Annotated in this window: 25 protein-coding genes; 14 read left to right on the forward strand and 11 right to left on the reverse strand. The window is 32.3% G+C overall.

Annotation, left to right across the window (positions count from 1 at the left end; translation table 11 throughout):
• A partial coding sequence (locus tag ACFSSE_RS15770) for a DEAD/DEAH box helicase (protein WP_379101022.1) occupies positions 1 to 228 on the forward strand: 228 nt, incomplete at its 5' end.
• On the opposite strand, the gene ACFSSE_RS15775 is transcribed toward ACFSSE_RS15770, so the two are convergent.
• Positions 219 to 632 carry a hypothetical protein gene (locus ACFSSE_RS15775; protein ID WP_379041313.1) on the reverse strand — a complete coding sequence of 138 codons (414 nt, stop codon included), beginning with the start codon at positions 630 to 632 and terminating at the stop codon, positions 219 to 221. The genes ACFSSE_RS15770 and ACFSSE_RS15775 overlap by 10 nt on opposite strands.
• Before the next feature lie 1,434 nt (positions 633 to 2,066).
• Between ACFSSE_RS15775 and ACFSSE_RS15780 the strand changes: the two genes are divergently transcribed.
• The 7 genes from ACFSSE_RS15780 to ACFSSE_RS15810 all read left to right on the forward strand — a co-directional run bounded on the left by ACFSSE_RS15780 (position 2,067) and on the right by ACFSSE_RS15810 (position 7,369).
• A complete protein-coding gene (locus ACFSSE_RS15780; protein ID WP_379101029.1) occupies positions 2,067 to 3,347 on the forward strand; it encodes a DEAD/DEAH box helicase in 1,281 nt (426 codons plus the stop codon).
• Positions 3,347 to 3,616 carry a hypothetical protein gene (locus tag ACFSSE_RS15785; RefSeq protein WP_379041317.1) on the forward strand — a complete coding sequence of 90 codons (270 nt, stop codon included), beginning with the start codon at positions 3,347 to 3,349 and terminating at the stop codon, positions 3,614 to 3,616. Before ACFSSE_RS15780 ends, ACFSSE_RS15785 begins: the two co-directional genes overlap by 1 nt.
• Before the next feature lie 48 nt (positions 3,617 to 3,664).
• Positions 3,665 to 3,997, forward strand: a complete 333-nt coding sequence (gldC, locus tag ACFSSE_RS15790; RefSeq protein ID WP_379041318.1) for a gliding motility protein GldC — start codon at positions 3,665 to 3,667, stop codon at positions 3,995 to 3,997.
• Positions 3,998 to 4,201: 204 nt separating this feature from the next.
• Positions 4,202 to 4,861 (forward strand): heme exporter protein CcmB, encoded by a 660-nt coding sequence (locus ACFSSE_RS15795; RefSeq protein WP_379041319.1) that lies wholly within the window; start codon positions 4,202 to 4,204, stop codon positions 4,859 to 4,861.
• Positions 4,862 to 4,873: 12 nt separating this feature from the next.
• Positions 4,874 to 5,536: a cytochrome c biogenesis protein CcsA gene (gene ccsA / locus ACFSSE_RS15800; protein ID WP_379041320.1), complete on the forward strand. Its 663-nt coding sequence runs from the start codon at positions 4,874 to 4,876 to the stop codon at positions 5,534 to 5,536.
• A gap of 35 nt (positions 5,537 to 5,571) precedes the next feature.
• Complete coding sequence (locus ACFSSE_RS15805) at positions 5,572 to 5,778, forward strand: CcmD family protein (protein ID WP_379041321.1); 207 nt, start codon at positions 5,572 to 5,574, stop codon at positions 5,776 to 5,778.
• Positions 5,779 to 5,932: 154 nt separating this feature from the next.
• A complete protein-coding gene (locus ACFSSE_RS15810; RefSeq protein WP_379041322.1) occupies positions 5,933 to 7,369 on the forward strand; it encodes a Glu/Leu/Phe/Val family dehydrogenase in 1,437 nt (478 codons plus the stop codon).
• A gap of 449 nt (positions 7,370 to 7,818) precedes the next feature.
• Here ACFSSE_RS15810 and ung read toward each other — a convergent pair whose 3' ends face one another.
• Positions 7,819 to 8,496: a uracil-DNA glycosylase gene (gene ung, locus ACFSSE_RS15815; protein WP_379041323.1), complete on the reverse strand. Its 678-nt coding sequence runs from the start codon at positions 8,494 to 8,496 to the stop codon at positions 7,819 to 7,821.
• A gap of 79 nt (positions 8,497 to 8,575) precedes the next feature.
• Here ung and ACFSSE_RS15820 point away from each other — a divergent pair, with 79 nt between their 5' ends.
• Positions 8,576 to 9,136, forward strand: coding sequence for a DUF2892 domain-containing protein (locus tag ACFSSE_RS15820; protein WP_379041324.1), 561 nt, complete (start codon positions 8,576 to 8,578; stop codon positions 9,134 to 9,136).
• Between the two features lie 57 nt (positions 9,137 to 9,193).
• Here ACFSSE_RS15820 and ACFSSE_RS15825 read toward each other — a convergent pair whose 3' ends face one another.
• The 9 genes from ACFSSE_RS15825 to ACFSSE_RS15865 form a co-directional block, all read right to left on the reverse strand.
• Positions 9,194 to 9,400 carry a hypothetical protein gene (locus ACFSSE_RS15825; protein WP_379041325.1) on the reverse strand — a complete coding sequence of 69 codons (207 nt, stop codon included), beginning with the start codon at positions 9,398 to 9,400 and terminating at the stop codon, positions 9,194 to 9,196.
• A gap of 125 nt (positions 9,401 to 9,525) precedes the next feature.
• Positions 9,526 to 11,244, reverse strand: coding sequence for a lysine--tRNA ligase (gene lysS / locus ACFSSE_RS15830; RefSeq protein WP_379041326.1), 1,719 nt, complete (start codon positions 11,242 to 11,244; stop codon positions 9,526 to 9,528).
• A 520-nt stretch (positions 11,245 to 11,764) separates the two neighbouring features.
• On the reverse strand, positions 11,765 to 12,514 hold the full coding sequence (locus ACFSSE_RS15835; RefSeq protein ID WP_379041327.1) for a hypothetical protein: 750 nt from the start codon (positions 12,512 to 12,514) through the stop codon (positions 11,765 to 11,767).
• Between the two features lie 70 nt (positions 12,515 to 12,584).
• Complete coding sequence (locus tag ACFSSE_RS15840; RefSeq protein WP_379041328.1) at positions 12,585 to 13,241, reverse strand: YceH family protein; 657 nt, start codon at positions 13,239 to 13,241, stop codon at positions 12,585 to 12,587.
• A gap of 34 nt (positions 13,242 to 13,275) precedes the next feature.
• Positions 13,276 to 14,427, reverse strand: a complete 1,152-nt coding sequence (locus tag ACFSSE_RS15845) for an MFS transporter (RefSeq protein WP_379041329.1) — start codon at positions 14,425 to 14,427, stop codon at positions 13,276 to 13,278.
• A 55-nt stretch (positions 14,428 to 14,482) separates the two neighbouring features.
• Positions 14,483 to 16,396, reverse strand: coding sequence for an AMP-dependent synthetase/ligase (locus ACFSSE_RS15850; RefSeq protein ID WP_379041330.1), 1,914 nt, complete (start codon positions 16,394 to 16,396; stop codon positions 14,483 to 14,485).
• Between the two features lie 113 nt (positions 16,397 to 16,509).
• Positions 16,510 to 16,836, reverse strand: coding sequence for a HesB/IscA family protein (locus ACFSSE_RS15855; protein WP_379041331.1), 327 nt, complete (start codon positions 16,834 to 16,836; stop codon positions 16,510 to 16,512).
• A gap of 81 nt (positions 16,837 to 16,917) precedes the next feature.
• Positions 16,918 to 17,331, reverse strand: coding sequence for a Fe-S cluster assembly scaffold IscU (iscU, locus tag ACFSSE_RS15860; protein ID WP_379041332.1), 414 nt, complete (start codon positions 17,329 to 17,331; stop codon positions 16,918 to 16,920).
• Positions 17,332 to 17,483: 152 nt separating this feature from the next.
• Positions 17,484 to 18,698, reverse strand: coding sequence for an IscS subfamily cysteine desulfurase (locus ACFSSE_RS15865; RefSeq protein WP_379041333.1), 1,215 nt, complete (start codon positions 18,696 to 18,698; stop codon positions 17,484 to 17,486).
• Between the two features lie 119 nt (positions 18,699 to 18,817).
• Here ACFSSE_RS15865 and mce point away from each other — a divergent pair, with 119 nt between their 5' ends.
• The 5 genes from mce (at position 18,818) to tpiA (ending at position 22,252) form a co-directional block, all read left to right on the forward strand.
• A complete protein-coding gene (gene mce / locus ACFSSE_RS15870) occupies positions 18,818 to 19,225 on the forward strand; it encodes a methylmalonyl-CoA epimerase (RefSeq protein ID WP_379041334.1) in 408 nt (135 codons plus the stop codon).
• Positions 19,222 to 19,908, forward strand: a complete 687-nt coding sequence (locus ACFSSE_RS15875) for a GAF domain-containing protein (protein WP_379041335.1) — start codon at positions 19,222 to 19,224, stop codon at positions 19,906 to 19,908. Before mce ends, ACFSSE_RS15875 begins: the two co-directional genes overlap by 4 nt.
• 78 nt (positions 19,909 to 19,986) lie before the next feature.
• Positions 19,987 to 20,235: a type B 50S ribosomal protein L31 gene (locus tag ACFSSE_RS15880; protein ID WP_017259259.1), complete on the forward strand. Its 249-nt coding sequence runs from the start codon at positions 19,987 to 19,989 to the stop codon at positions 20,233 to 20,235.
• A 69-nt stretch (positions 20,236 to 20,304) separates the two neighbouring features.
• The gene (locus ACFSSE_RS15885; RefSeq protein ID WP_379041336.1) at positions 20,305 to 21,480 is read left to right on the forward strand and encodes a putative sugar nucleotidyl transferase; all 1,176 of its coding nucleotides are present in this window, start codon (positions 20,305 to 20,307) and stop codon (positions 21,478 to 21,480) included.
• A 4-nt stretch (positions 21,481 to 21,484) separates the two neighbouring features.
• Positions 21,485 to 22,252, forward strand: a complete 768-nt coding sequence (gene tpiA, locus ACFSSE_RS15890) for a triose-phosphate isomerase (RefSeq protein WP_379041337.1) — start codon at positions 21,485 to 21,487, stop codon at positions 22,250 to 22,252.
• The last annotated feature ends 351 nt before the right edge of the window (positions 22,253 to 22,603 follow it).

A 22,603-nucleotide genomic window follows, 5' to 3' on the forward strand; every position in this document is an offset into this window, starting at 1 on the left:
TTCGAGGATTTTGGTTTTAACAAGCAAGTATTAAATGCAATTAATGATGCAGGTTATACCATACCAACTCCCATTCAGGAAAAAGCTATTCCTCCTATATTAAACGGACAAGATGTTTTAGGCATTGCGCAAACAGGTACAGGTAAAATCTGCTGCTTTACATATCAATGTATTTTATTGGTTCTACAAAACTCCAGTTTTGAAATAAAATTTAAGTTTTATTCTTGATTAAACTCAGGAGGCGACATATGTCGTACTTGTAAGGTCAAATAATCGTACTTCGCTTCGGAAATTATAAAGTAAACTTTATAATAATATAAAACTGCTAAAAAATCTTTATTTATTAACTTCACATATTGATCATAAGTTATCACTTTACTTGGGTCTAATTTGTGTTTTTGTTTTAAAGTTAAATTTGATCCAAAGTAACCAGTTAAATATCCTGATTGGTTTTCATACCTATTTTTTAAATAGATATGAACTAAACCTATTCTTCCATCGTTCATTGAAAACGAATAATTTGTAGGTTCCAAATCAATTATTTTTACAAAAACAGAATCACGAACTTCAATTTGTGCATAAAGTGAATTAAATGCAAAAATTAACAAACTTAATAAAAATAAATTTTTCATCTTATGGGCATTTATTTTCTCCAATAATTGATATTAGTTCTTGATATGCTGCATTAAAACTAGCTTGCCCATTAGGTAAGCTACTAATGTAAGTAGAATAACATTCTGTACCTGTTAAACCAAGGTAAGCCATAGCTCGGTAAGAGTCGAAAGTAGCGTTTGGGTTATTAAAAATTGTAGGATAATTAGCTTGTGTGTAATCTTTTATTCCATTAGCAATTTTGTCTATTTGGGTAGCCATAAAATTATGATGGTGAGAATTTGAAAAACCAGCTACACTACCACTCCTGTTATCAATATATTTAATTTGATCAACCAAACTCCAGTTCTGAAAGTCATTTGGTAAATCTGTAGGGTACCATAACTGTGCTTGAGTATATAGATTTGCATGAAACGCCTCATGAAGAAAAGTTTTGGCAACTTCAATTCCCCCACGAAGACTTAAATAATCATTATCAATTGTTATAGTAAAGTTTGTTGTACCTAAATCATGACTCGTTTGCCCATTCACCGGATTACCATTTTTATCTACAGGATAACCCATTTGGAAAGTAACATTCAAATTGGCGTTGCTTTGGAAGCTACTTAATAGCTCTTGAAATAAAGCATTACTTTGCAAACGATTATAAATACAATCTGCCCCAACATTGTTTAAATTATTAACTACATCTCTATAAATAAATGGTGGTTGATAATCTTCTGGAATAACTTCACTGTGTCCACCACCTACTTCATTTTCTGCGTGTGTTTGTTCATTATATGAATTACCTGTGCTAAAACAATAAGTATCATAACCGCCTAAATACCAATAACTTTCTCCATCAGCTATATTTTCACCATACCAAGGTTGTTGAAAGCAGTAAGTGCCAGCAACTTTAATCCCATCAGATAGCGTTTTTACGGAATTGTTGTTTTTATTTTCTAACTTCAGATGGTAAATTTTGCCATCGTTTTCAAAAAGGTAAGCTTTTTTGAAATTTCCATTCCAGTTTTCAATAATTACCTTACCTCTAAACTTGTTTCCGTTTTTTTGATAATTATTGCTGTTAGTTGGTATAAAAGTTACCCATTCAATAACTTTATCATTTTTTTTATTTGTAGAAATTAACAAATAAGATAAACTATTTAATGATATAAAGTCATTTTTATCTTCACTAACCTTTAAAAATAGGTTTTTGTTATATTTTATTGGCACTAAAACAGCTTTACCGTTGTGTAGGCTTTTAATAGCAGCATTTTTCCAGTCAGGGCTTTTATAAATACCATGTCTTATAGATTTAGCATTTTCAGGAGATGAAAATTGACTATTAACAGTAATATTGGTTTGATTATTAAATGCTTGCTTTGCTTCGCTAATTAAATCATGAGGTACATCAGAATTGNNNNTCAAAAAAATTCGAGGATTTTGGTTTTAACAAGCAAGTATTAAATGCAATTAATGATGCAGGTTATACCATACCAACTCCCATTCAGGAAAAAGCTATTCCTCCTATATTAAACGGACAAGATGTTTTAGGTATTGCACAAACAGGTACAGGTAAAACTGCAGCTTATGTTTTGCCAATGATTATGAAACTTAAGTATGCACAAGGCAACGATATTAGAGGCTTAATTGTAGCGCCAACTCGTGAACTAGCCATGCAAATTGAAGAAAATGTTAAAGTTTACTCAAAATATACAGATTTACGCTCTTTTGTTCTATACGGAGGTTTAGGTCCAAAAACACAAATTGAAACGCTTAAAAAGGGTTTAGATATTTTAATAACTACTCCTGGCCGTTTTATGGATTTGTATTTGGAAGGACATATTGCTACTAAGAAATTAGAAGTTTTGGTTTTAGATGAAGCCGATAAAATGATGGATATGGGCTTTATGCCTCAAATTAATAAAATTTTAGAGGTTGTGCCACGCAAACGCCAAAACATGTTGTTTTCTGCAACCATGAGCGAAAGAATTGAAAAACTTGCGGAAAACTTTTTATTATGGCCAACAAAAGTGGAAGTAACTCCACAAGCAACGCCTGCATCTACGGTTGAACAGGTTTTGTTTCATGTACCTAACTTTAAAACAAAAATTAACTTACTAAAACTTTTTGTTGAAGACGACCCAGAGGTTAAAAAACTAATTATTTTTTGCCGAAGCAGAGCCAACGCAGAAAACGTTTACAAATTTTTATTACGCAGGTTTAATGAAACTCATGTTAAAGTTTTACACGCAAATAAAGGGCAAAACACAAGAATAAATTCTATAAATGCTTTTAAAAATGACGAAGTAAGAATTTTAGTTGCCACTGATGTTGCAGCCCGAGGTATTGATGTTTCTGACGTTACCCATGTGATTAACTTTGATGTACCAGTAATTTACGAAGATTATGTACACCGCATTGGCCGTACTGGTAGGGCTTATAATTTGGGTAAAGCGGTTACTTTTTGTAACGAAGCCGAATTACATTATATACATAAAATAGAAAAACTAATTAGGCAACAAATTTCTGTTCAAAACATACCAGAAAAGGTTTTTATTGAGGAAACGCCTTACGAAGAAAAACAAGCAATTGCTAAACAAATAGATGATCAAAAACGAAAAGACGATCCAGAGTTTAAAGGTGCTTTTCATGAGAAAAAAACGCAAACACAACGTAATAAGTTTAAAGCAGCAAGATCTAAAGCAGGTGGTGTTAAAATGAGTGCTGCTAAAAAGAAAAAGTATAAATAATGAATTGGAATAAGTTAAAAATTACTCCTTTAACATTAGTGATTGCATTTTGCTTTACTTATGTTTTATATTGTTTATTAGGTTTTGAAGTATCGAGCCCAGAAATCAGCAATTTCTCTAAAATTGGTTATACTTTAGCATTGGCTTTGGTGCTTTTTTTTACCGATATATTATTTAGAAGATTTATAGAAAGCAAAAAATGGATCTGGTTAATACAAGGTTCATTTATTTTATTAATAGTAATAATGATGTTGATTTTTAAAAACTGAAAACCCATCATAAATACCAGTTTACAAACAAAAAAAAGAATCAATTAAATGAAAAAAGCAGAGATTAAATTAACCATTGAGTTAGATGATAATAATGTTCCAGAAAATATTACTTGGGAATCTACAGATGCAGAAAATAAAGAAGCTTTAGCAGTAAAATCAATGATGTTAGCTTTATGGGATCATAATTTTAAAAACAGTTTGCGTATAGATTTATGGACCAAAGATATGCCTGTTGATGAAATGAAAAGATTTTTCTACGAAACCCTACAAACCATGGGCGATAGCTTTTTAAGAGCAACAGGAGAAACCAAAATTGTGGAAGATTTAAGAGACTACTGCGCTCATTTTGCAGAAAAAATGGAAATTATCGAAAAATAAGGTGCGAATTATTTCAAAATAGTAAATCCTAATATTTTAGGATTTTTTTGCATTAGTTTTAAACAAGAAACCTTTATAATGCAAATACGTTTTAAAAATAATTAGCATTTGATGAAAAATAAATTTGAAATATGAATTTTCTTAAGATTTGCTATTTCTTTAAGGGTTTAATGTGAATTTGTAATATTTGTATAAAGCCCAATAATGAAAATTGTATCAGAAATAAAGTACCTACTAAAAAAAGAAATTTTATTAGAATGGCGTTCAAAATATGCTTTAAACGGTATTTTATTATATGTGGTAGCAACAGTATTTGTTTGTTATCTTTCTTTTAGAACTACACCACCCTTAGTTTGGAATGCGTTATTTTGGATTATACTTCTTTTTGCAGCCATTAATGCAATTAGTAAAAGCTTTGTACAAGAAAGTAAAGGCCGTTTATTGTACTACTACCAAATAGCAAGTCCGCAAGCCATCATTATTGCAAAAATTATTTATAATATACTGTTAATGATATTAATGTCAGTTATTGCATTGGCTTTTTACAGTATAGTATTTCAAAATGAAGTAGGGGATAAGCCACTCTATTTTGTGGCTGTTATATTAGGTGCAATTAGTTTTTCTAGCGTTTTCACCATGATTTCTGCTATCGCATCAAAAGCAAATAATAATGGAACTTTAATGGCCATATTAAGTTTTCCTGTAATTATTCCAGTATTAATGTTAATTATAAAGCTTTCTAAAAATGCAATGGATGGCTTAGACAGATCTGTTTCGTTAGATGAAATAGGCGTTTTAACAGCTATTAATTTAATTGTTATCACAGTTTCTTTGTTACTATTTCCTTACCTTTGGAGAGATTAAAAAAAGATTATTATGTATAAATCATGGTGGAAGGTATTAGCTGCCACGCTAATATTATACTCCGTTGTTGGCGGTCTTTTAATTGAAGTACCTGCACTTCCAATTTTACACGAAAGTATTAGAACAGTTTATTTCCACGTTCCAATGTGGATTGGAATGTTTATTGCGTATTTGGTCTCCGTCATTTATAGCATAAAATACTTAAAGACCAATCAAACCAATCATGATTTAATGGCCGTTGAAGCCGTTAATACGGGACTGATATTTGCAGCGGTTGGCTTTGCATCTGGTATGACTTGGGCAAACTTTACTTGGGGAGACTATTGGCCAAATGATCCAAAACTAAATAGTTCGGCAATTGCTACTTTGATTTACTTAGCCTATATAGTTTTAAGAGGGTCAATGGACGAAGAACAAAAGCGGGCGAAAATCTCCGCTATTTATAATGTTTTTGCTTTTCCAGTTATGGTTGTTCTTATTTTTATTTTACCAAGGTTAACAGATTCTCTGCATCCAGGGAATGGAGGCAACCCCGCCTTTGGCAATTATGATTTAGATAGTAAAATGAAATTAGTGCTTTATCCAGCGATGATTGGGTGGGCTTTAATAGCTGTTTGGATTATGAATATTAGGTTTCGCATTCGTAAATTAGAAAACAAAAGAAATCAAATTTAAAAGTTAATTTTAATAGAGCAATTATCATCAATAAAATGAAAAAAACAACTCTTCTATTTATCTTATTTATAACTTCATTAAGTGTTTTTGCACAAAATAATGGTGTTGAAATGGCAGATGAATTACGAAAATCTGGGAAAATTTATGTTGTTGTAGCTATAATGTTACTTCTTTTTACTGCTTTCATTATTTATCTTTTCACAATTGACAAAAGATTAAAAAAAATCGAAAAACAAAATTAGTCTAAATACTTTGTTTAAATTATTTAAACAATCATTTAGCCTTAAAAAACCTTTGTGTTAGCCATACACTAACGTTTTTTAATTTGGAAATTTCATTTTTTTTAACTCAAATTTGTAAGAAAAAATAAATTAATTCTAACCAATTTTTAACGTTATGACCAAAGCAAGCGAGGTTGTTTTTAGTGAAGAACCACATTTTTTTAATGATGTATGCCAGTATGTAGATCAAGCTGCAAAATACTCAAACCATGATGCTGGATTGCTTCATCAAATAAAAGCATGTAATAGTATTTATCATTTTCAGTTTCCAATACGTAGAGGAAATAGTTTCGAAATTATTCATGGTTGGCGGGTAGAACATTCTCACCACATGTCGCCAACTAAAGGCGGAATTAGGTATAGCGAAATAGTTAATGAAGATGAGGTGATGGCTTTAGCTGCATTAATGACTTATAAGTGCGCAATAGTAAATGTTCCTTTTGGAGGAGCTAAAGGCGGTATAAAGATAAATCCCAAAAATTATACGATTGCCGAGTTAGAAAATATTACTCGCCGTTATACGGTAGAATTAATAAAGAAAAACTTTATTGGGCCAGGTATAGATGTGCCAGCACCTGATTACGGCACTGGTGAAAGAGAAATGGCATGGATTGCTGATACTTATTTAACCATGAACCCAGGTTCTTTAGATGCTTTAGGTTGTGTAACAGGAAAGCCAATTGCACTTCATGGTATTGCAGGAAGAAGAGAAGCAACCGGTAGAGGTGTAGCTTATGCTGTTAGAGAATGTGTTTCTGTAGCAGAAGATATGAAGGCTTTGGGTTTAAGCGCAGGTTTAGATGGTAAAAGAGTTATTATACAAGGCTTAGGAAACGTTGGTTACCATACCGCTAAATTTTTAATTGAATTTGGTGCAACTATTGTTGGTTTTTGCGAGTTTGAAGGTGCTATTTACAGTAAGGAAGGCTTTGATTTAGATGAAGTATTTAATCATCGTAAAGAAACTGGTTCAATTTTAGGCTTCAGTAAATCTCAAAAAGATTTTACCGATTCTGCCGAGGGTTTAGAACAAGAATGCGACATACTAGTTCCAGCAGCTTTAGAAAATCAAATCACCGAAAAAAATGTAGGTAGAATTAAAGCTAAAATTATTGCTGAAGGTGCAAACGGACCAACAACACCGCAAGCTGCAGCAACATTTATTGAAAACGGAGGAATTATTATTCCGGATATGTATGCAAATGCAGGTGGAGTTACTGTTTCCTACTTTGAATGGTTGAAAAATCTTTCTCACGTAGCTTTTGGACGTATGGGGCGTAGATATGATGAAAATTCCAATATCAATATTATGAACTTGATTGAATCAACTACTGGTGCTACTTTAACTCCAGCGCAACGTAGTTTGGTGTCAAAAGGAGCATCAGAATTAGAACTAGTAAACTCTGGTTTAGAAGATACAATGGTGCGTTCTTACCATGAAATTAGAGAGCTTAAACACAAAAAAAATATTGACAGTTTACGTACAGCCGCTTTTGTTGCCGCCATTGATAAAATAGCAATTTCTTATATGAACATGGGTATTTGGCCATAATTGTTATTGAAGATTTTTAAGCCGTTCTAATTTTTCTTAGAACGGCTTTTTTGTTTTAAATGATTTTTGGGGATATGTTGTTTTTTTAACCATATTTTTTACCACAGTTCACAAAGAGAAACATAAAGAACACAAAGTTAATAGCAAATGATATAAACAAACATCCTTTCCATAAACTCTGTTGGAACCTCTATGCACTTTTTGGTTGAAAAAAAGTCTACCGTAGCTCTCTCAGATTTACACAGACTTTTATCTCCACGCAACTCTGTGATCTCCGAGTCCTCTATAGTTAAAAACTTTCGTTTGTTTATACGCTTAAAACAATATAAAATCTCCACAAACTCTATGGAAACCTTTGTGCATTTTGTGGTTAAAAAAACTCCTGCAGATCTTTATCCTTACCCAAATCTATAATCTTTTTTTCTTCATACAAAAAAATCAATTTCAACTTAATTCAACTTCCAATCAATACCCGCCAATCCATTTTTATTTAAATACTCATTGGTTTTACTAAACGGTTTAGAACCAAAAAAGCCATTATAGGCAGAAAACGGAGAAGGATGTGTAGATTTAATAATAAAATGTTTGGAAGGGTCTATTAAAACCTCTTTTTGTTGAGCAAAAGCACCCCATAAAATAAAAACAATATGATCTCTTTTCTCAGAAATAGTTTTAATTACCATGTCAGTAAATTGTTCCCAACCTTGTTTTTGATGCGAACCTGCTTTACCTGCATTAACAGTTAATGTTGTATTCAGCAATAAAACACCCTGTTTAGCCCAATTAGTTAAATTACCATTTAATGGAATTTTAAAACCATCAATATCTGTTTGTAATTCTTTATAAATATTTTGTAAAGACGGTGGCGTTTTTATTCCATCTTGAACAGAAAAAGACAAACCATGCGCTTGGTTTGCGCCATGATATGGGTCTTGCCCAAGAATTACCACTTTAATATTATCGAAAGTAGTAAGTTCAAAAGCATTGAAAATATCGCTATTCTTTGGGTAAATTAATGCTCCTTTTTCTTTTTCAGCAAGTAAAAATTGTTTCAGCATTTTAAAATAATCCTTTTCAAATTCATCTTTTAAAACTGCTAACCAAGAAGATTCTAATTTTACCGACATATTTATTGTGTTTTTATTGATTTAAAGCTTAATTAAACAGATATTTGCGCCACAAAAATATAACATTTAAGAAGCAGATATGCCAAATTTTATAAGAATAATTATTGCCAGCTTAATATTAGGTGCAGCTATTACTTTAATAGTTTTCTCCTACTGGGGATGGGGAATATTGTTAATTTTTTTAGCAATATTAGTATTTGTAACCTTTATTTTTAATGAAAGAATGTTGCTAGCTCAATGGTATTTAAGAAAAGAGAATATGGATAAAGCCGAAAGCACTTTATTAAGTATTAAAGATTACGAAAAAGAATTATATAAAGGCCAGTATGGATATTATAATCTTTTAATCGGATTAATTGAGTCTCGCAAATCCCCAATGAAGTCCGAAAAATATTTTAAAAAGTCTTTAGCTTTGGGTTTAACTATGGATCATAACATTGCTTTGGCTAATTTAAGTTTAGCCGGAGTAGAAATGGCTAAAAGAAATAAGAGAGAAGCTTTACGTTTACTAAAAGAGGCAGAAAAAGCCGATAAGAATAAATTATTAGCTGATCAAATTAAAATGATGAAAGGCCAAATGTCAATGTTAGATAGAACGCAGCAAGTGCGTGGCGGAAAAGGAAGCTACAGGCAATTTTAATAAAGCTAAAAGCTTAAAGAAGCATATAAAGGGAGGTATTGTAATTAATACTTCCCTTTATTTTTCACTTAAATGATCTTCACCTGCGTCGTCTTGTAAACTTCTTCTGCTAATAATGTCTTCCTCCTCCCAAATTCTAGAAAAAAAAGTTTTCTCTGTTTGTATTCTTTTCAATAAAGATTGAATAAAACTTAAGTCAAACTCTGTTTTATCTAATTTGATTAAGTACTCTTGGTCTGTGATTTCTAGGACTGAATTTCTCATTTTTTAAATTTTAATTTAAAATTAAACAGCATTAATAATGCCAAATGTAATTTCTGTAAATTAAAAAAGGCTAGTTAACTTGATGTTAACCAGCCTTTAAGCTTTTATTAATTATTTATGTCTTTTTAGTTAAACCAAAGCATCACCTCATCCTTTGTAGGTATGGCAATTTCTAATTTCAGTTTTTTGCGCATCCCACCTAAATCATTAAATACTTTATTAGGGTTTGATGCTTTCAATTCCTCTGGCGTATTTATATTCATTTTTCTTAAAACTTGCACCCATTCTTGCGGTACACCTAAAGCTACAAAATCATCATCAGTATAAACCTTAGCTTTTTTCTCGGCTCTCATCTGAGGAAAAAATAACACCTCTTGAATGCTGCTTTGGTTGGTCATCATCATCACTAACCTATCAATACCAATTCCTAAGCCAGATGTTGGGGGCATGCCATATTCTAAAGCTCTAATAAAATCATCATCCATTGCCATTGCTTCATCATCGCCGCGGGCGGCTAATTTTAACTGCTCTTCAAAGCGTTCTTTTTGGTCGATAGCATCGTTTAATTCTGTATAAGCATTAGCAATTTCTTTACCATTAACAAAAAGCTCAAAACGTTCTACCAAACCATCTTTAGTACGATGTTTTTTAGCTAATGGCGTCATTTCAATAGGGTAATCGGTAATGTAAGTTGGCTGAATTAATTCATGTTCTACTTTCTCTCCAAAAATGGCATCTACCAATTTACCTTTACCCATTGTTGGGTCAAACGCAATTCCTAAATTAATACAAGTGTTTTTTAGACCAGCTTCATCCATTTCGGAAACATCAATTCCCGTATATTTCAAAATAGAATCATACATAGATAATTTTTCATACGGACCTGCAAAATCAATTACATTTTCGCCAACCTGTACGGTTGTTTTTCCATGAATAGCAACAGTTATTTTCTCTAAACATTCTTCAACCATAGCCATCATCCAGATATAATCTTTATAGGCTACATATATTTCCATTGCTGTAAATTCAGGGTTATGGGTTCTATCCATCCCTTCGTTTCTGAACATTTTTCCAAATTCAAAAACGCCGTCAAAACCAGCAACAATTAATCGTTTTAAATATAATTCATTAGCGATACGCAAAAATAACGGCATATCTAAAGAGTTATGGTGAGTATTAAACGGACGAGCCGCAGCGCCACCATGTACCGCTTGCAAAATTGGTGTTTCTACTTCCATCCAACCTTGATCTGTAAAGTAATTACGCATGGTGTTAATCACTTTAGATCTGATTTTGAAAATTTCTTTAAACTCTGGATTAACCGTTAAATCTACATAACGCATCCGGTAACGCATTTCTGGGTCGGTAAAACCATCATAAACATTTCCATCGTCATCACGCTTTACAATGGGTAAAGGTTTTAAAGATTTAGAAAGCACAGTAAATTCGCTCGCATGTAAAGAAATTTCGCCAGTTTGGGTGGTGAAAACATAACCTTTTATACCAATAAAATCGCCAATATCTAATAACTTTTTAAATACGATATTGTATAAAGTTTTGTCCTCATCTGGGCATACATCGTCTCTTCTAATATAAACTTGTAGTCTGCCTGTAGCATCTTGTATTTCTACAAAAGATGCGTTCCCCATAATTCTTCGGGTCATTATGCGGCCAGCAATACTAATTGTCTTATAAGCAGTTTTATCACTTTCATAATTAGCTAAAATATCCTTTGCATTAGCATTAATTTCGTAAGCTTCTGCTGGGTAAGGGTTAATTCCTAATCTTCTTAGTTCGTTTAAAGACTCACGTCTTTGGATTTCCTGTTCTGAAAGTGCGCTCATAAATTTTTTAAAATTTGGGCAAAAATACGTTTTTTAATCTGCTTAATAAAGTGTTAAAATGGTTAGAATGTTTGGTGTTGATTAAAAATAATTTGAAGGTTTTCTATGTTCCTTAGGTAAGGTTACATGCTAAACTTGATAAGGCACAGGCTTTAAGCCGTCAGTTGGCAGACTAAATATACGGCATGGTTAACCCAAGTGTTCTTTTGGTTAAGATTTAGGCTTAGGTATAGTTGAAAAATTTTATTGAGCGTAAATTGTGATTGGTTTAAAAAAATAAATTTCCCGCAGATTTCGCTGATTAGCGCAAATGATTTAAAATGATCGTAAATGAATTATAATTAATATTTTAAAGCTAATAATAACCACCTAGCTCTTTAACCTTAGCGCCCTCTATGGTTAAAAATTAATCTGTAAATATTGCATTAAGTTTTTTTAATAGGCTTAAAAATTAGCTTTTTGTCTAATGTGAAAAAATGCAGTTACCTCTGTGGTTAAGTTAAAAAAAAATTAAAAAAGCTTATTTCCCTCCCAAATTAACAATAAGCCCCAATGTAAATACAGAACTACCAGCTGTCATAAAATCTCTGTTTTTTAAACCAAAATTACTTCCTGAAGTATATTGTAGTTGAAAATTCTGATTCAGCTTTAAGCGAGTAAAAAATACAGGCTCAATAAAAATATTATCTTCTAAAGGTTGGGCTAAGTTGTTTCTGGTAAAATTGCTCATATTTACATGACTTAATCTGATAATTGTACCGTAATTAAGTGGATATTTCTTAGAAAATAGGGTTAAAGATTTTTTTTCTTTACTACTATAATTCACTTGAATAAAAGATTTATTAAATCTAACATTCTGATTATCTGTAAAAACTAATAAATCGTTATCATAAGTTCTGTAAATACGGTTGGTTGTTCCTCTTCCAAAACCACCATATATTTCTAAAATTCTATTGTTATCAGTACCAAAAGTGGTATAGTAGCCACCTCCTAGTTCTACCAATTCTTGGTTAAAATCTTTTTTCCTTTGACTTTGATTAATAAACGAACCATTAAATAAAACACCTATATGGTCTGATACTGCATAAGCCGTATTGAAACTTAACTTTCCTCTTAAAGAAATATGACCAGATGCATGAATCTCATTTTTAGCACTCAACATTGGGCTGTTGGGCACATTAGGCATATATACTGAAGAGCAAGAGGTAAGGATTAAACTGATTATGAAAACAGAAAAATAAACATACTTAGTTTTTAATTTACTATTCATAAAAGTTAAAACGTATTAAATAATGATTATTGTTTTCTCGCTTCGCACCATTTTAATGCCAAAAACAAATTTAACCTAATAACTCCTTCATCAGTTTATCAAAATCTGCTTTTAATAAAGCGTAGTTTTCTTCTAAAGTAGCAACTCTAGCCTCTAATTCTCCAACAGATTTTCTAGCTGGCTCGGCAACTGTATCGTCTTCAAAGCTCATGTCGGGTTCGCCCGAAAATAAATGAGCGTATCTAGCTTCTTTTTGTCCGGCTCTTTTGGGTAGTTGTAAAATAAATGGTGTTTCAGAGTTTGCAAGTTGTTCTAAAACTTCTTGCACATCATCTAAGCTTTCAAATTCATATAACCTTCCAGAGTTACTGTTAATTTCTCCTGGAGTTAGTGCACCTCTTAAAAAAAACAAACACATTACTGCAACCTGTGAAGGCACCACCGGAAAAACAATGGCAAAGTTATGCTTGTATTTTGTTGCTCTACTGCTTCCGCCAGTTGCAGTTGAGGTTAAACCTTTCTTTTTTAAACTATCTAAAGCCAGCACAACAGTTTCTTCATCATATTCAACAACTGGTTTTCTCGAACTTTTTTGATTACATGCCAGCGTTAAAGCATTTAAAGTCATTGGGTAATAATCCGGCGTAGTTTTGCTTTTTTCCATTAAAGCACCTAAAACTCTAATTTCTGTACTAGTTAGTTGGGGTAAAGCTTTGTTTTGTTCCATTTAAATTTGATAAAGTTTAGAATGTCAAAAAGTACTAATTATTTTCTTGCGGATGTATAAACCGTTTAAATAAAAGTTGAGATATGGGGTAAATCATAAATCCGGCTACGGCAAATAAAATAAAAGAAACTCTTAAATTAAAAGCATGAGATATGTAGCCAATTAAGGGTGGACCAATTAGCATCCCAGAAATGGTGTAAGTGGTAATAATAGATAATGCCATTCCTGATGAATACTTTTTTGATTTACCAGCTAAAGCATAAGTCATAGGCACAACAGACGCTGTGCCAATACCAATCAGTGCAAAGCCAATTAAACCACAATAAATATTCGGAAATACAACAGCTAAGCTAATACCTGTTAAAATACAAAAAGCACTCAGCATATAATTATTTTTCATTCCAATTTTAGCAATTATACTTCCTGATAGGAACCTGAAAGCAGCCATGAAAGTCATAAAAGTAAGGTAGCCGTAGGTGAAAATTGGGGTATCAATTACTTCTTTAAAATAAATTCCACTCCAATCAAACATACCACCTTCGCAAACGGCAGCACAAAATGCTATTAAACCTAAATTAAAAATATAGGGATCTGGTTTTCCTACAATTAGCTTATTTCCACTTTCTGGCTTATCATTTTTTATTAAGTGCGGATAAGCAAAGCCACAACAAGCTATCACCAATAAAGCAATAGCAAATAAGTGCAGTTCAATTTGAATATTGTAGTTTAACAGTAATGTGGTTAAAGCAGCGCCCACAATTCCGCCAGCACTCCATAATCCATGAAATGTGCCCAAAATGTTTTTATCAAATTGCTTTTGAAGATTTACACCTTGGGTATTTAATGAAAGGTTTAATGTTCTGGTTGTAAAAGCAAATAAAGATATACCTAATAACAATAGTGGTAAAGAATGTGAATTCCCAATTAGTATTAAAGAAAAAGCATTAACAATAACTGAAATGATTAACGGTTTACGGCTATTAAATTTAGATACCAACCAGCCAGAAAAGGGTAGGCTGATAAAAGAACTGATAGGCATTAAAATCAATAAAGAGCCTAATTCTGCATCGTTTAAATTAAAATTTGCTTTTATATTTGGGATACGGGATGCCCAACTGGCAAAACTAACGCCAATAATAAAAAAAATTAATCCAATAAAGCTTCTTTGCTTATTTATAGATGCCATTTTGTTTTTTGGCAAATATCTTTTTTTATCCTTAAAAAAAGAGCTTAAATTTTAATTAATCTGCTTCAACGGCTGTATTGTACATTTCATCAATGTAGGTAAGATATTTTTTCTCTATTACCTTTCTCTTTGGTTTCATTGTTGGTGTAATATCTCCTTCTTCAATAGTAAACGGATTTCTTTTTACTATAAAATGCTTTATGCGCTCAAATTTGGCTAATTCTGGCGAGAATTTTTTAATATCATCAGCAAGCCAATTGATGATGTTTTCATCTTCAATAAATAAATCAGGCATTTCAAAAAATGCATCTTCTAAACTAAAAGTTTCTTGAAGCGTTTCTCTACTTGGGGTAATAATAGCAGTTACGTACTCTCTTTTATCACCAATTAAAAATATACTTTCAATTTTGGGGCTTTTTAAATAAGTATTTTCTACAGGCGTAGGATAAATATTTTTGCCAAATGCATTTACCAACATGTTTTTAATTCTATCGGTAATTTGTAAATTTCCTTTGTAAAACCTTCCAACATCGCCCGTATGAAACCAATCATCGGTATCAATAACTTCCGCAGTTTCTTCTGGCTTATTCCAATAACCCTTCATTACGCAATGTCCACGCACACAAATTTCGCCTTCTTCGCACACAAAATCTTCATTAAATGTATCATGAGTTTGTATGTTGATGAATTTTTTAGTCTCAACATCCTGAATTCCAACTTCAATTCCTGGTATAACCCTGCCAACGGTACCGTAAACTTGGCGGTGATATTCTGTAACAGACATTACTGGAGAGGTTTCTGTTAAACCAAAACCTTCTAAAATTTTAATACCTAAATCGCCAAAAAACTCCCCAACATTTTTAGGTAAAGCTGCCCCACCAGATATCATAAACTTTAGCCTTCCACCCGTTTTCTCTTTAATTTTACTAAATACTAATTTCTCAGCAATGCTATGTTGCGCACTAATAATAAAACCTGGTTTTTTTCCTGCTTCTTTAATTTCACGATATTCTTTTCCAATTGCTAAAGCCCAAGTGAAAATTTTGGCTTTTGTACCGCCAGCTGCTGTTCCTCCTTTAATAGCTTTATCATGTATTTTCTCTAATAACCGAGGAACGCATGACATTACTGTTGGTTTCACCTCGCCCATATTTTTTGCCAAAAGTTCTAAACTTTGTGCAAATGCAATTTTACAACCCATAGTGCAACAAACATGGTAAGTTGCGGTACGTTCAAAAACATGCGATAGCGGTAAAAATGATAAAAATGTTTCATGGTTACCAATAACAGGAATTTGTTGTAAGCAAACTTTAACGTTTTCTACAAAATTAGCATGTGTTAACATTACCCCTTTTGGAGTTCCTGTAGTGCCTGATGTATAAATTAAACCAGAAATATCAGACGAATGAACTAAAGAACGTCTTTTATTAATTTCGTCAGCGTATTTTGGCAATGCATTGTTACCTTCTTTAATTAGATCTGATAAGCCAATAATTCCTGCATTTATCTTTGAGTTTGAAGTTATCTTATTAAAATCTTCAAAAGCTGGAATAATCCTAATTAAATCTGGACAGTGGTTTGCGATTTTTAAAATCTTTTTTAGTAAAAATGGAGTTCCAACCAAAATCGTTTTGGCTCCAGCATCTAATAAAATATATTCAATTTCTGCTTCGGAAAGGGTAGGGTATATTGACGTGTTAATTGCACCAATTTGCTGTAAACCTTGGTCGTAATAAACATACTCTGGGCAATTATCAATAATAAAAGCAATCCTATCTCCTTTATTTATACCAATTTCTAAAAAGTATGCACTTATGGCATCAGCATTTTCTAAAGTTGTTTTAAATGAAATTTCCTCCCAATTTTCTTTAACCTTTCTAATTAAAAAAGTGTCTTCTGGCGAATGTATAGTTTGTACTACGTTTCTTAATAATTGCGGAACAGTAGTTAATTCTGAGATATTATTCATCTTAAAATGAGGTTTTTGGCACTTAATCAGATAGCAATATTAGTTATTTATGCAATAAAAACAAAAAGGGCATCTTTTTAAGATGCCCTTTGTAAATTATTTAAAAATATTTTTTAAACCGAAAAACTTTCTCCGCAACCGCAAGTACGCGAAGCATTTGGATTTACAAAGTTAAATCCTTTACCATTTAATCCATCAGAAAAATCTAATTCGGTGCCAGCTAAATAAAGAAAAGATTTCATGTCTAAAACAATCTTCATTCCCTTATCTTCAAAATCCTGATCTCCCTTTTGGGTCTCATTATCAAAATCCATATTGTAGGACAAACCAGAACAGCCTCCGCCTTTAACAGAAACACGTAGGAAATAAGATTCATCTAATCCCCCGTCTTTCATCAGCTCTTCTATCTTGCTTTTCGCTTTATCTGTTATTGTTACCATCTTCTAAAGTATTGAGATTTGCGATATGAGTATAGCGTTATTTGCAAAGTCGCAATACGCCTTACTCATATCGCAATACAATTAATGATGTGAGTTCTCCAATTCAATAGGCTCCATTCCGTTTTTTACACGGTAATCGTTAATTGCCGATTTAATAGCGTCTTCTGCTAATACAGAACAGTGAATTTTAACTGGCGGTAAAGCCAATTCTTCAACAATGTCCATGTTGTCAATTGCCAAAGCATCGTCAATTGATTTTCCTTTTAACCACTCTGTAGCTAAAGAAGAAGATGCAATTGCAGAACCACAACCAAATGTTTTAAATTTTGCATCAGTAATCATGTGGTTTTCGTCAACCTCAATTTGTAAACGCATAACGTCTCCACACTCTGGTGCGCCAACTAAACCAGTACCAACACTTGATTTAGATTTATCTAGCGTACCAACGTTTCTTGGATTACTATAATGATCTATTACTTTATCTGAATATGCCATGTCTTTATATTTTATTATTTTAATCTTAAATTTTAATCAAATTCTTAATGAATTGATTTTTCTTACCTCATCAATTATTAATTAATTTTCAATCTGCGCTTATATAAAAGCATCCACAAATTTTCAAATCAATTATTAATCTTCAAATCTATTTAGTGTGCTGCCCACTCAATAGAATCAAGATCAATGCCTTCTTTAAACATTTCCCAAAGCGGAGATAATTCTCTTAAATGATTAACCGCTTTTAAAGTGTTTTCAATTGCAAAGTCAACCTCTTCTTCAGTGCTAAATCTTCCTAATCCAAAACGGATAGAGGAATGGGCTAAATCATCAGATAAACCTAAGCTTTTTAACACATAAGATGGCTCTAAAGAAGCAGACGTACAAGCAGAGCCTGATGATACAGCCATATCTTTCATTGCCATCATTAATCCCTCACCTTCAACATATTTGAAAGAAATATTTGCAGTATGTGGCAGTCTGTGCGCCACATTACCATTAACATAAGATTCTTCTAAAACAGTTAAGTTGCTTTCCAATTTATCTCTAAGTGCCGATAATCTTTTAGCTTCTTCTTCCATTTCATTATAGCAAAGCTCACAAGCTTTACCTAAACCAACAATACCAGGTACGTTTAGAGTACCTGAACGCATTCCACGTTCATGTCCACCGCCATCCATTTGAGACGTAACTTTGACTCTTGGGTTTTTTCTTCTAACATATAAAGCACCAACGCCTTTTGGTCCGTACATTTTATGTGCAGAAAGAGCCAATAAATCAATTCCGTCTTCAATTACATTTACTGGTATTTTACCAACTGCCTGTACGGCATCAGTAAAATATAAAGCCCCATATTTATGTGCTAAAGCAGAAATTTCTTTTACCGGTTGTATAACACCAATTTCATTATTGGCATACATAATAGCAACTAAAATGGTTTGGTCTGTAAAAGCAGCTTCTAATTTATTTAAGTCAACTAAACCATCAGATTCAACATCCAAATAAGTAATGTTTGCACCTAATTTTTCTAAATGCTTACAAGCATCTAAAACGGCTTTATGTTCTGTAGTTAAAGTAATAATGTGATTACCTTTTTCTTTGTACATTTCGTAAACACCTTTAATAGCAAGGTTGTCAGATTCTGTAGCACCAGATGTAAAAATAATTTCTTTTTCTGATGCGCCTATTAATTTCGCTACTTGTTCACGAGCATAATCAACGCCTTCTTCAGCAGCCCAGCCAAAAGGATGATTTCTACTTGCAGCGTTTCCAAATTTTTCGGTAAAGTAAGGCAACATTGCTTCCAATACTCTAGGATCTAAAGGAGTGGTTGCATTATTGTCTAAGTATATAGGGGTTTGTAACATCTTATTTAGATTTATCTTAATTATGAGTACAAATGTAAGAAAAAACTTTTGGAGCACTCATAGATAATGTCTATTAAGGTATAGGTAAATTGGTCATTAAAATGCAATTTTGAAGCAATATGGAAAAGATTGATCACATAGGTATTGCGGTTAAAGATTTAGAGCAAGCGTCTAAACTTTACGAAATGCTTTTAGGCGTAAAACCTTATAAAACAGAGCAAGTAATTAGTGAACACGTTACCACGCATTTTTTTAAAGTTGGAGAATCAAAAATAGAATTGCTTAACGCTTTAAACACGGATAGTACTATTTCGAAATTTATTGATAAAAAAGGTGAAGGCATACATCATATTGCTTTTGCTGTAGCTGATATTTATGCCGAAATGCAAAGGTTAAAAGATTTAGGTTTTGTTTTGCTTAACGAAGAACCTAAGCAAGGAGCTGATAATAAGTTAATATGTTTTGTGCATCCAAAAACAACTACTGGCGTGTTAATTGAGCTATGTCAAGAAATTGTAATTCCATGAGTAATTTAGAAATTGAGCGGTTAAAAGCTGTGAATAAATACCTGATGTTTGATGTAGATAAAGAAATTGATGACATTACTAAACTGGCTTCGTTTTTAACTAGAAAGCCAATTGCGTTAATTTCTTTAATGGATAAGGACGAGCAAATTATTTTAGCTAGTGAGGGAGTTAAGTTGACTAGAATGCCAAGAGCCACATCTTTTTGCACACATGCAATTGCTCAAAATGAAATTATGGTGGTTGAAGATGCCACTAAAGATGATCGATTTAAAGACTTACCTGTTGTAACAGGTGATTTTAAAGTTAGGTTTTATGCAAGCACTAATTTGGTTTCGGATGATGGTTACAATATCGGAACTTTATGTGTTTATGACCTAAAACCGGGAATAATAACCGAAGAAGAAATAGAACATTTAAAAATATTAGGTAAACAAGTTAGTCATGTTTTAGAATTAAATAAAGAATTAAATTTATCTGTTAAAAATAACGAGGCTTTAGTGAAAATTGCTTGGACGCATGCACATGAAATAAGAGGGCCATTAAGTTCTATTTTAGGATTGGTAGATTTAATTAAAATTAACAACTGTGATCTTGATTTAGAGTATTTGAATTATTTAGAAACTGCGGCTAATCAGTTAGATGAAGTTTTAAATAGGATTATCACATTGGCTAGTAAAAAATAAAACAAAATTCTTGTTGAAAGTGTTTTTTATTTACTATATTTGCACCTCTAAAAATTAGGGAAAGAATTAAGAAATAGCATGAAAAAAGATTTGCATCCATCGAATTATAGATTAGTAGTTTTTAAAGATATGTCTAATGAATATTCTTTTATTACTAAATCTTGTATCAACACCAACGAAACTGTAAAGTGGGAAGACGGTAACGAATACCCATTAGTAAAATTAGAGATTTCACATACTTCACACCCTTTCTATACAGGAAAAATGAAGTTAGTTGATACAGCAGGACGTATTGATAAATTCAAAACGCGTTACGCTAAAAAATAATCTAAGAAAAAATATAATTATTTTAAAGTCCCGTCTTGTTAGTCGGGACTTTTTTTGTTTTTTTGCAGTATGACAATCAATTTTTTTGATGACCAATCAAGAACATCATTACTTCCTTTAACATATACTCGCCCCGTTGCCGATTTACGTATCGGGATTATGAAAATTTCTGAGAAGTGGCTTTTTCATTTCCCATCAGAAGTAGGATATCTTACAGAAACTTACTTACAAGATAAATTTCCTTTAATTGAAGGAGAAAATAAACTGTTTATAAATGGTTCGGTTTGCCCAGATGCAAGTTTGTTAGCTGCTATTAGTGGTTTAAGCGATGGACAAGCATTAGTTAATGATGATGTTTGTATTGCTGTTAAAAGCAATCAAAATCGGTTTTATTTTAATGATTTAACTGGATTTGATATCATTGAATACCAAAATCCCTTTTTGAAAATCACCTTTCCAGAAGATATTTTTAAATTTAATGATACTGCATTAAGAGCTGACTTTAAAGTTTTAACCAAAGGAAGAACTTCTGCTAAATTAAATACTACCAACACCATTATTGGTGATGACATTTTTGTAGAAGAAGGTGTAGAAGCAGAATGTTGTACTTTTAATACCAAAAATGGACCTATATATTTAGGTAAAAATAGTCAGGTTTGGGAAGGGTCGCACATACGTGGCGCTTTAGCATTATGTGAGAATTCTCAAATTAAATTAGGTACTAAAATATACGGAGCTACAACCATTGGCCCTAATTGTAGGGTAGGAGGTGAAATTAATAACGCTGTTATTTGGGGTAACTCATCAAAAGGACACGAGGGTTATTTAGGTAATTCTGTGCTTGGTGAATGGTGCAATATTGGTGCGGATACCAATAATTCTAACCTTAAAAACAACTATGCAGAAGTGAAACTTTGGGATTATAAAACCCAACGGTTTCGTAAAACAGGTTTACAATTTTGTGGTTTAATAATGGCCGACCATGCCAAATGTGGTATAAATACCATGTTTAATACAGGAACTGTGGTTGGAGTAGGGGCAAATGTGTTTGGTGCAGGTTTTCCGCGTAATTTTGTTGCCGATTTTGCTTGGGGTGGTGCGCATGGTTTTGAAGTTTACAGCCTAAATAAAATGTTTGAAACCGTAACTAAGGTTTTTGAACGTAAAGGAAAGATATTTGATGATATTGAAAGAAATTTACTAACTAACATATTTGAATTTACAGAACAATATAGAAGATTTTAAAATTATGAGAAAGAAAATTGTAGCAGGAAACTGGAAAATGAATAAAGATTATACCGATGGATTATCTCTTTTTTCTGAGGTAATTAATATGGTAAAAGACGAAGTAAGAGGCGACCAACAAGTGATAGTTTGTGCTCCTTACATACATTTACATAGTTTAACAGCTTTAGGCAAAGGATATGAGCAAGTAAGTGTTGGTGCGCAAAATGCTCATCAAGAAACTGCTGGAGCATATACTGGTGAAATTTCAACTTCAATGCTTGCGTCTATTGGTGTAGAATATGTGATTTTAGGTCACTCAGAAAGAAGACAATATTTTGGCGAAGACAATGCGCTTTTAGCTAAAAAGACAGACGCTGCTTTAAAAAGTAATTTGAAGCCTATTTTTTGTATTGGCGAAACTTTAACAGAACGTGAAGGTGGAACTTATTTTGATGTTGTAAAATCTCAGTTAGCAGAAGGGACTTTCCATTTAGATGCAGCAGATTTTGCCAAATTAGTAATTGCTTACGAGCCAGTTTGGGCCATTGGTACAGGTGTAACAGCTTCTTCAGACCAAGCACAAGAAATTCATGCTTTTATCCGTAAAGAAATTGCAGCTAAATATGGTGATGTAGTTGCACAAGAAACTTCTATTTTATATGGTGGTAGCTGTAACCCAAAAAATGCTGATGAATTATTTTCTCAGCCAGATATTGACGGCGGATTAATTGGTGGCGCTTCTTTAAAATCGAGAGATTTTGTGGATATAGCTAAAGCTTTTAATAGCTAAGCTTTTTTGAAATTATATTTAGGCCTAAATTGAAGCTTTAAAGTTTTGATTTGGGCCTTTTTGTAGGTAATTGTATTATTCAGCTAAATATAATAGATATTTTTGTGCAACAATTTCTCGAGGATTTATGGTGTTGTTTTTTTATCATAGAGCGCACTGAGGTTAAAGAGTTAGATTGATAGAAATCTGTGGTGATTTTTGAAATTTTCGGGAGTTGCTTACCACTGAGTACGTATAGGTCACAGATTTATAAAGATATTATTGTACGGTAATTTGCGGAATCTTAGGGAGAAACTAATCAGAAATATCTGAGAAAAATTTTTAACAATCAGTTTTTCGCAAATCATCATC

Source organism: Pedobacter alpinus, from assembly GCF_042684645.1.
In the GTDB taxonomy this organism is placed as follows: domain Bacteria; phylum Bacteroidota; class Bacteroidia; order Sphingobacteriales; family Sphingobacteriaceae; genus Pseudopedobacter; species Pseudopedobacter alpinus.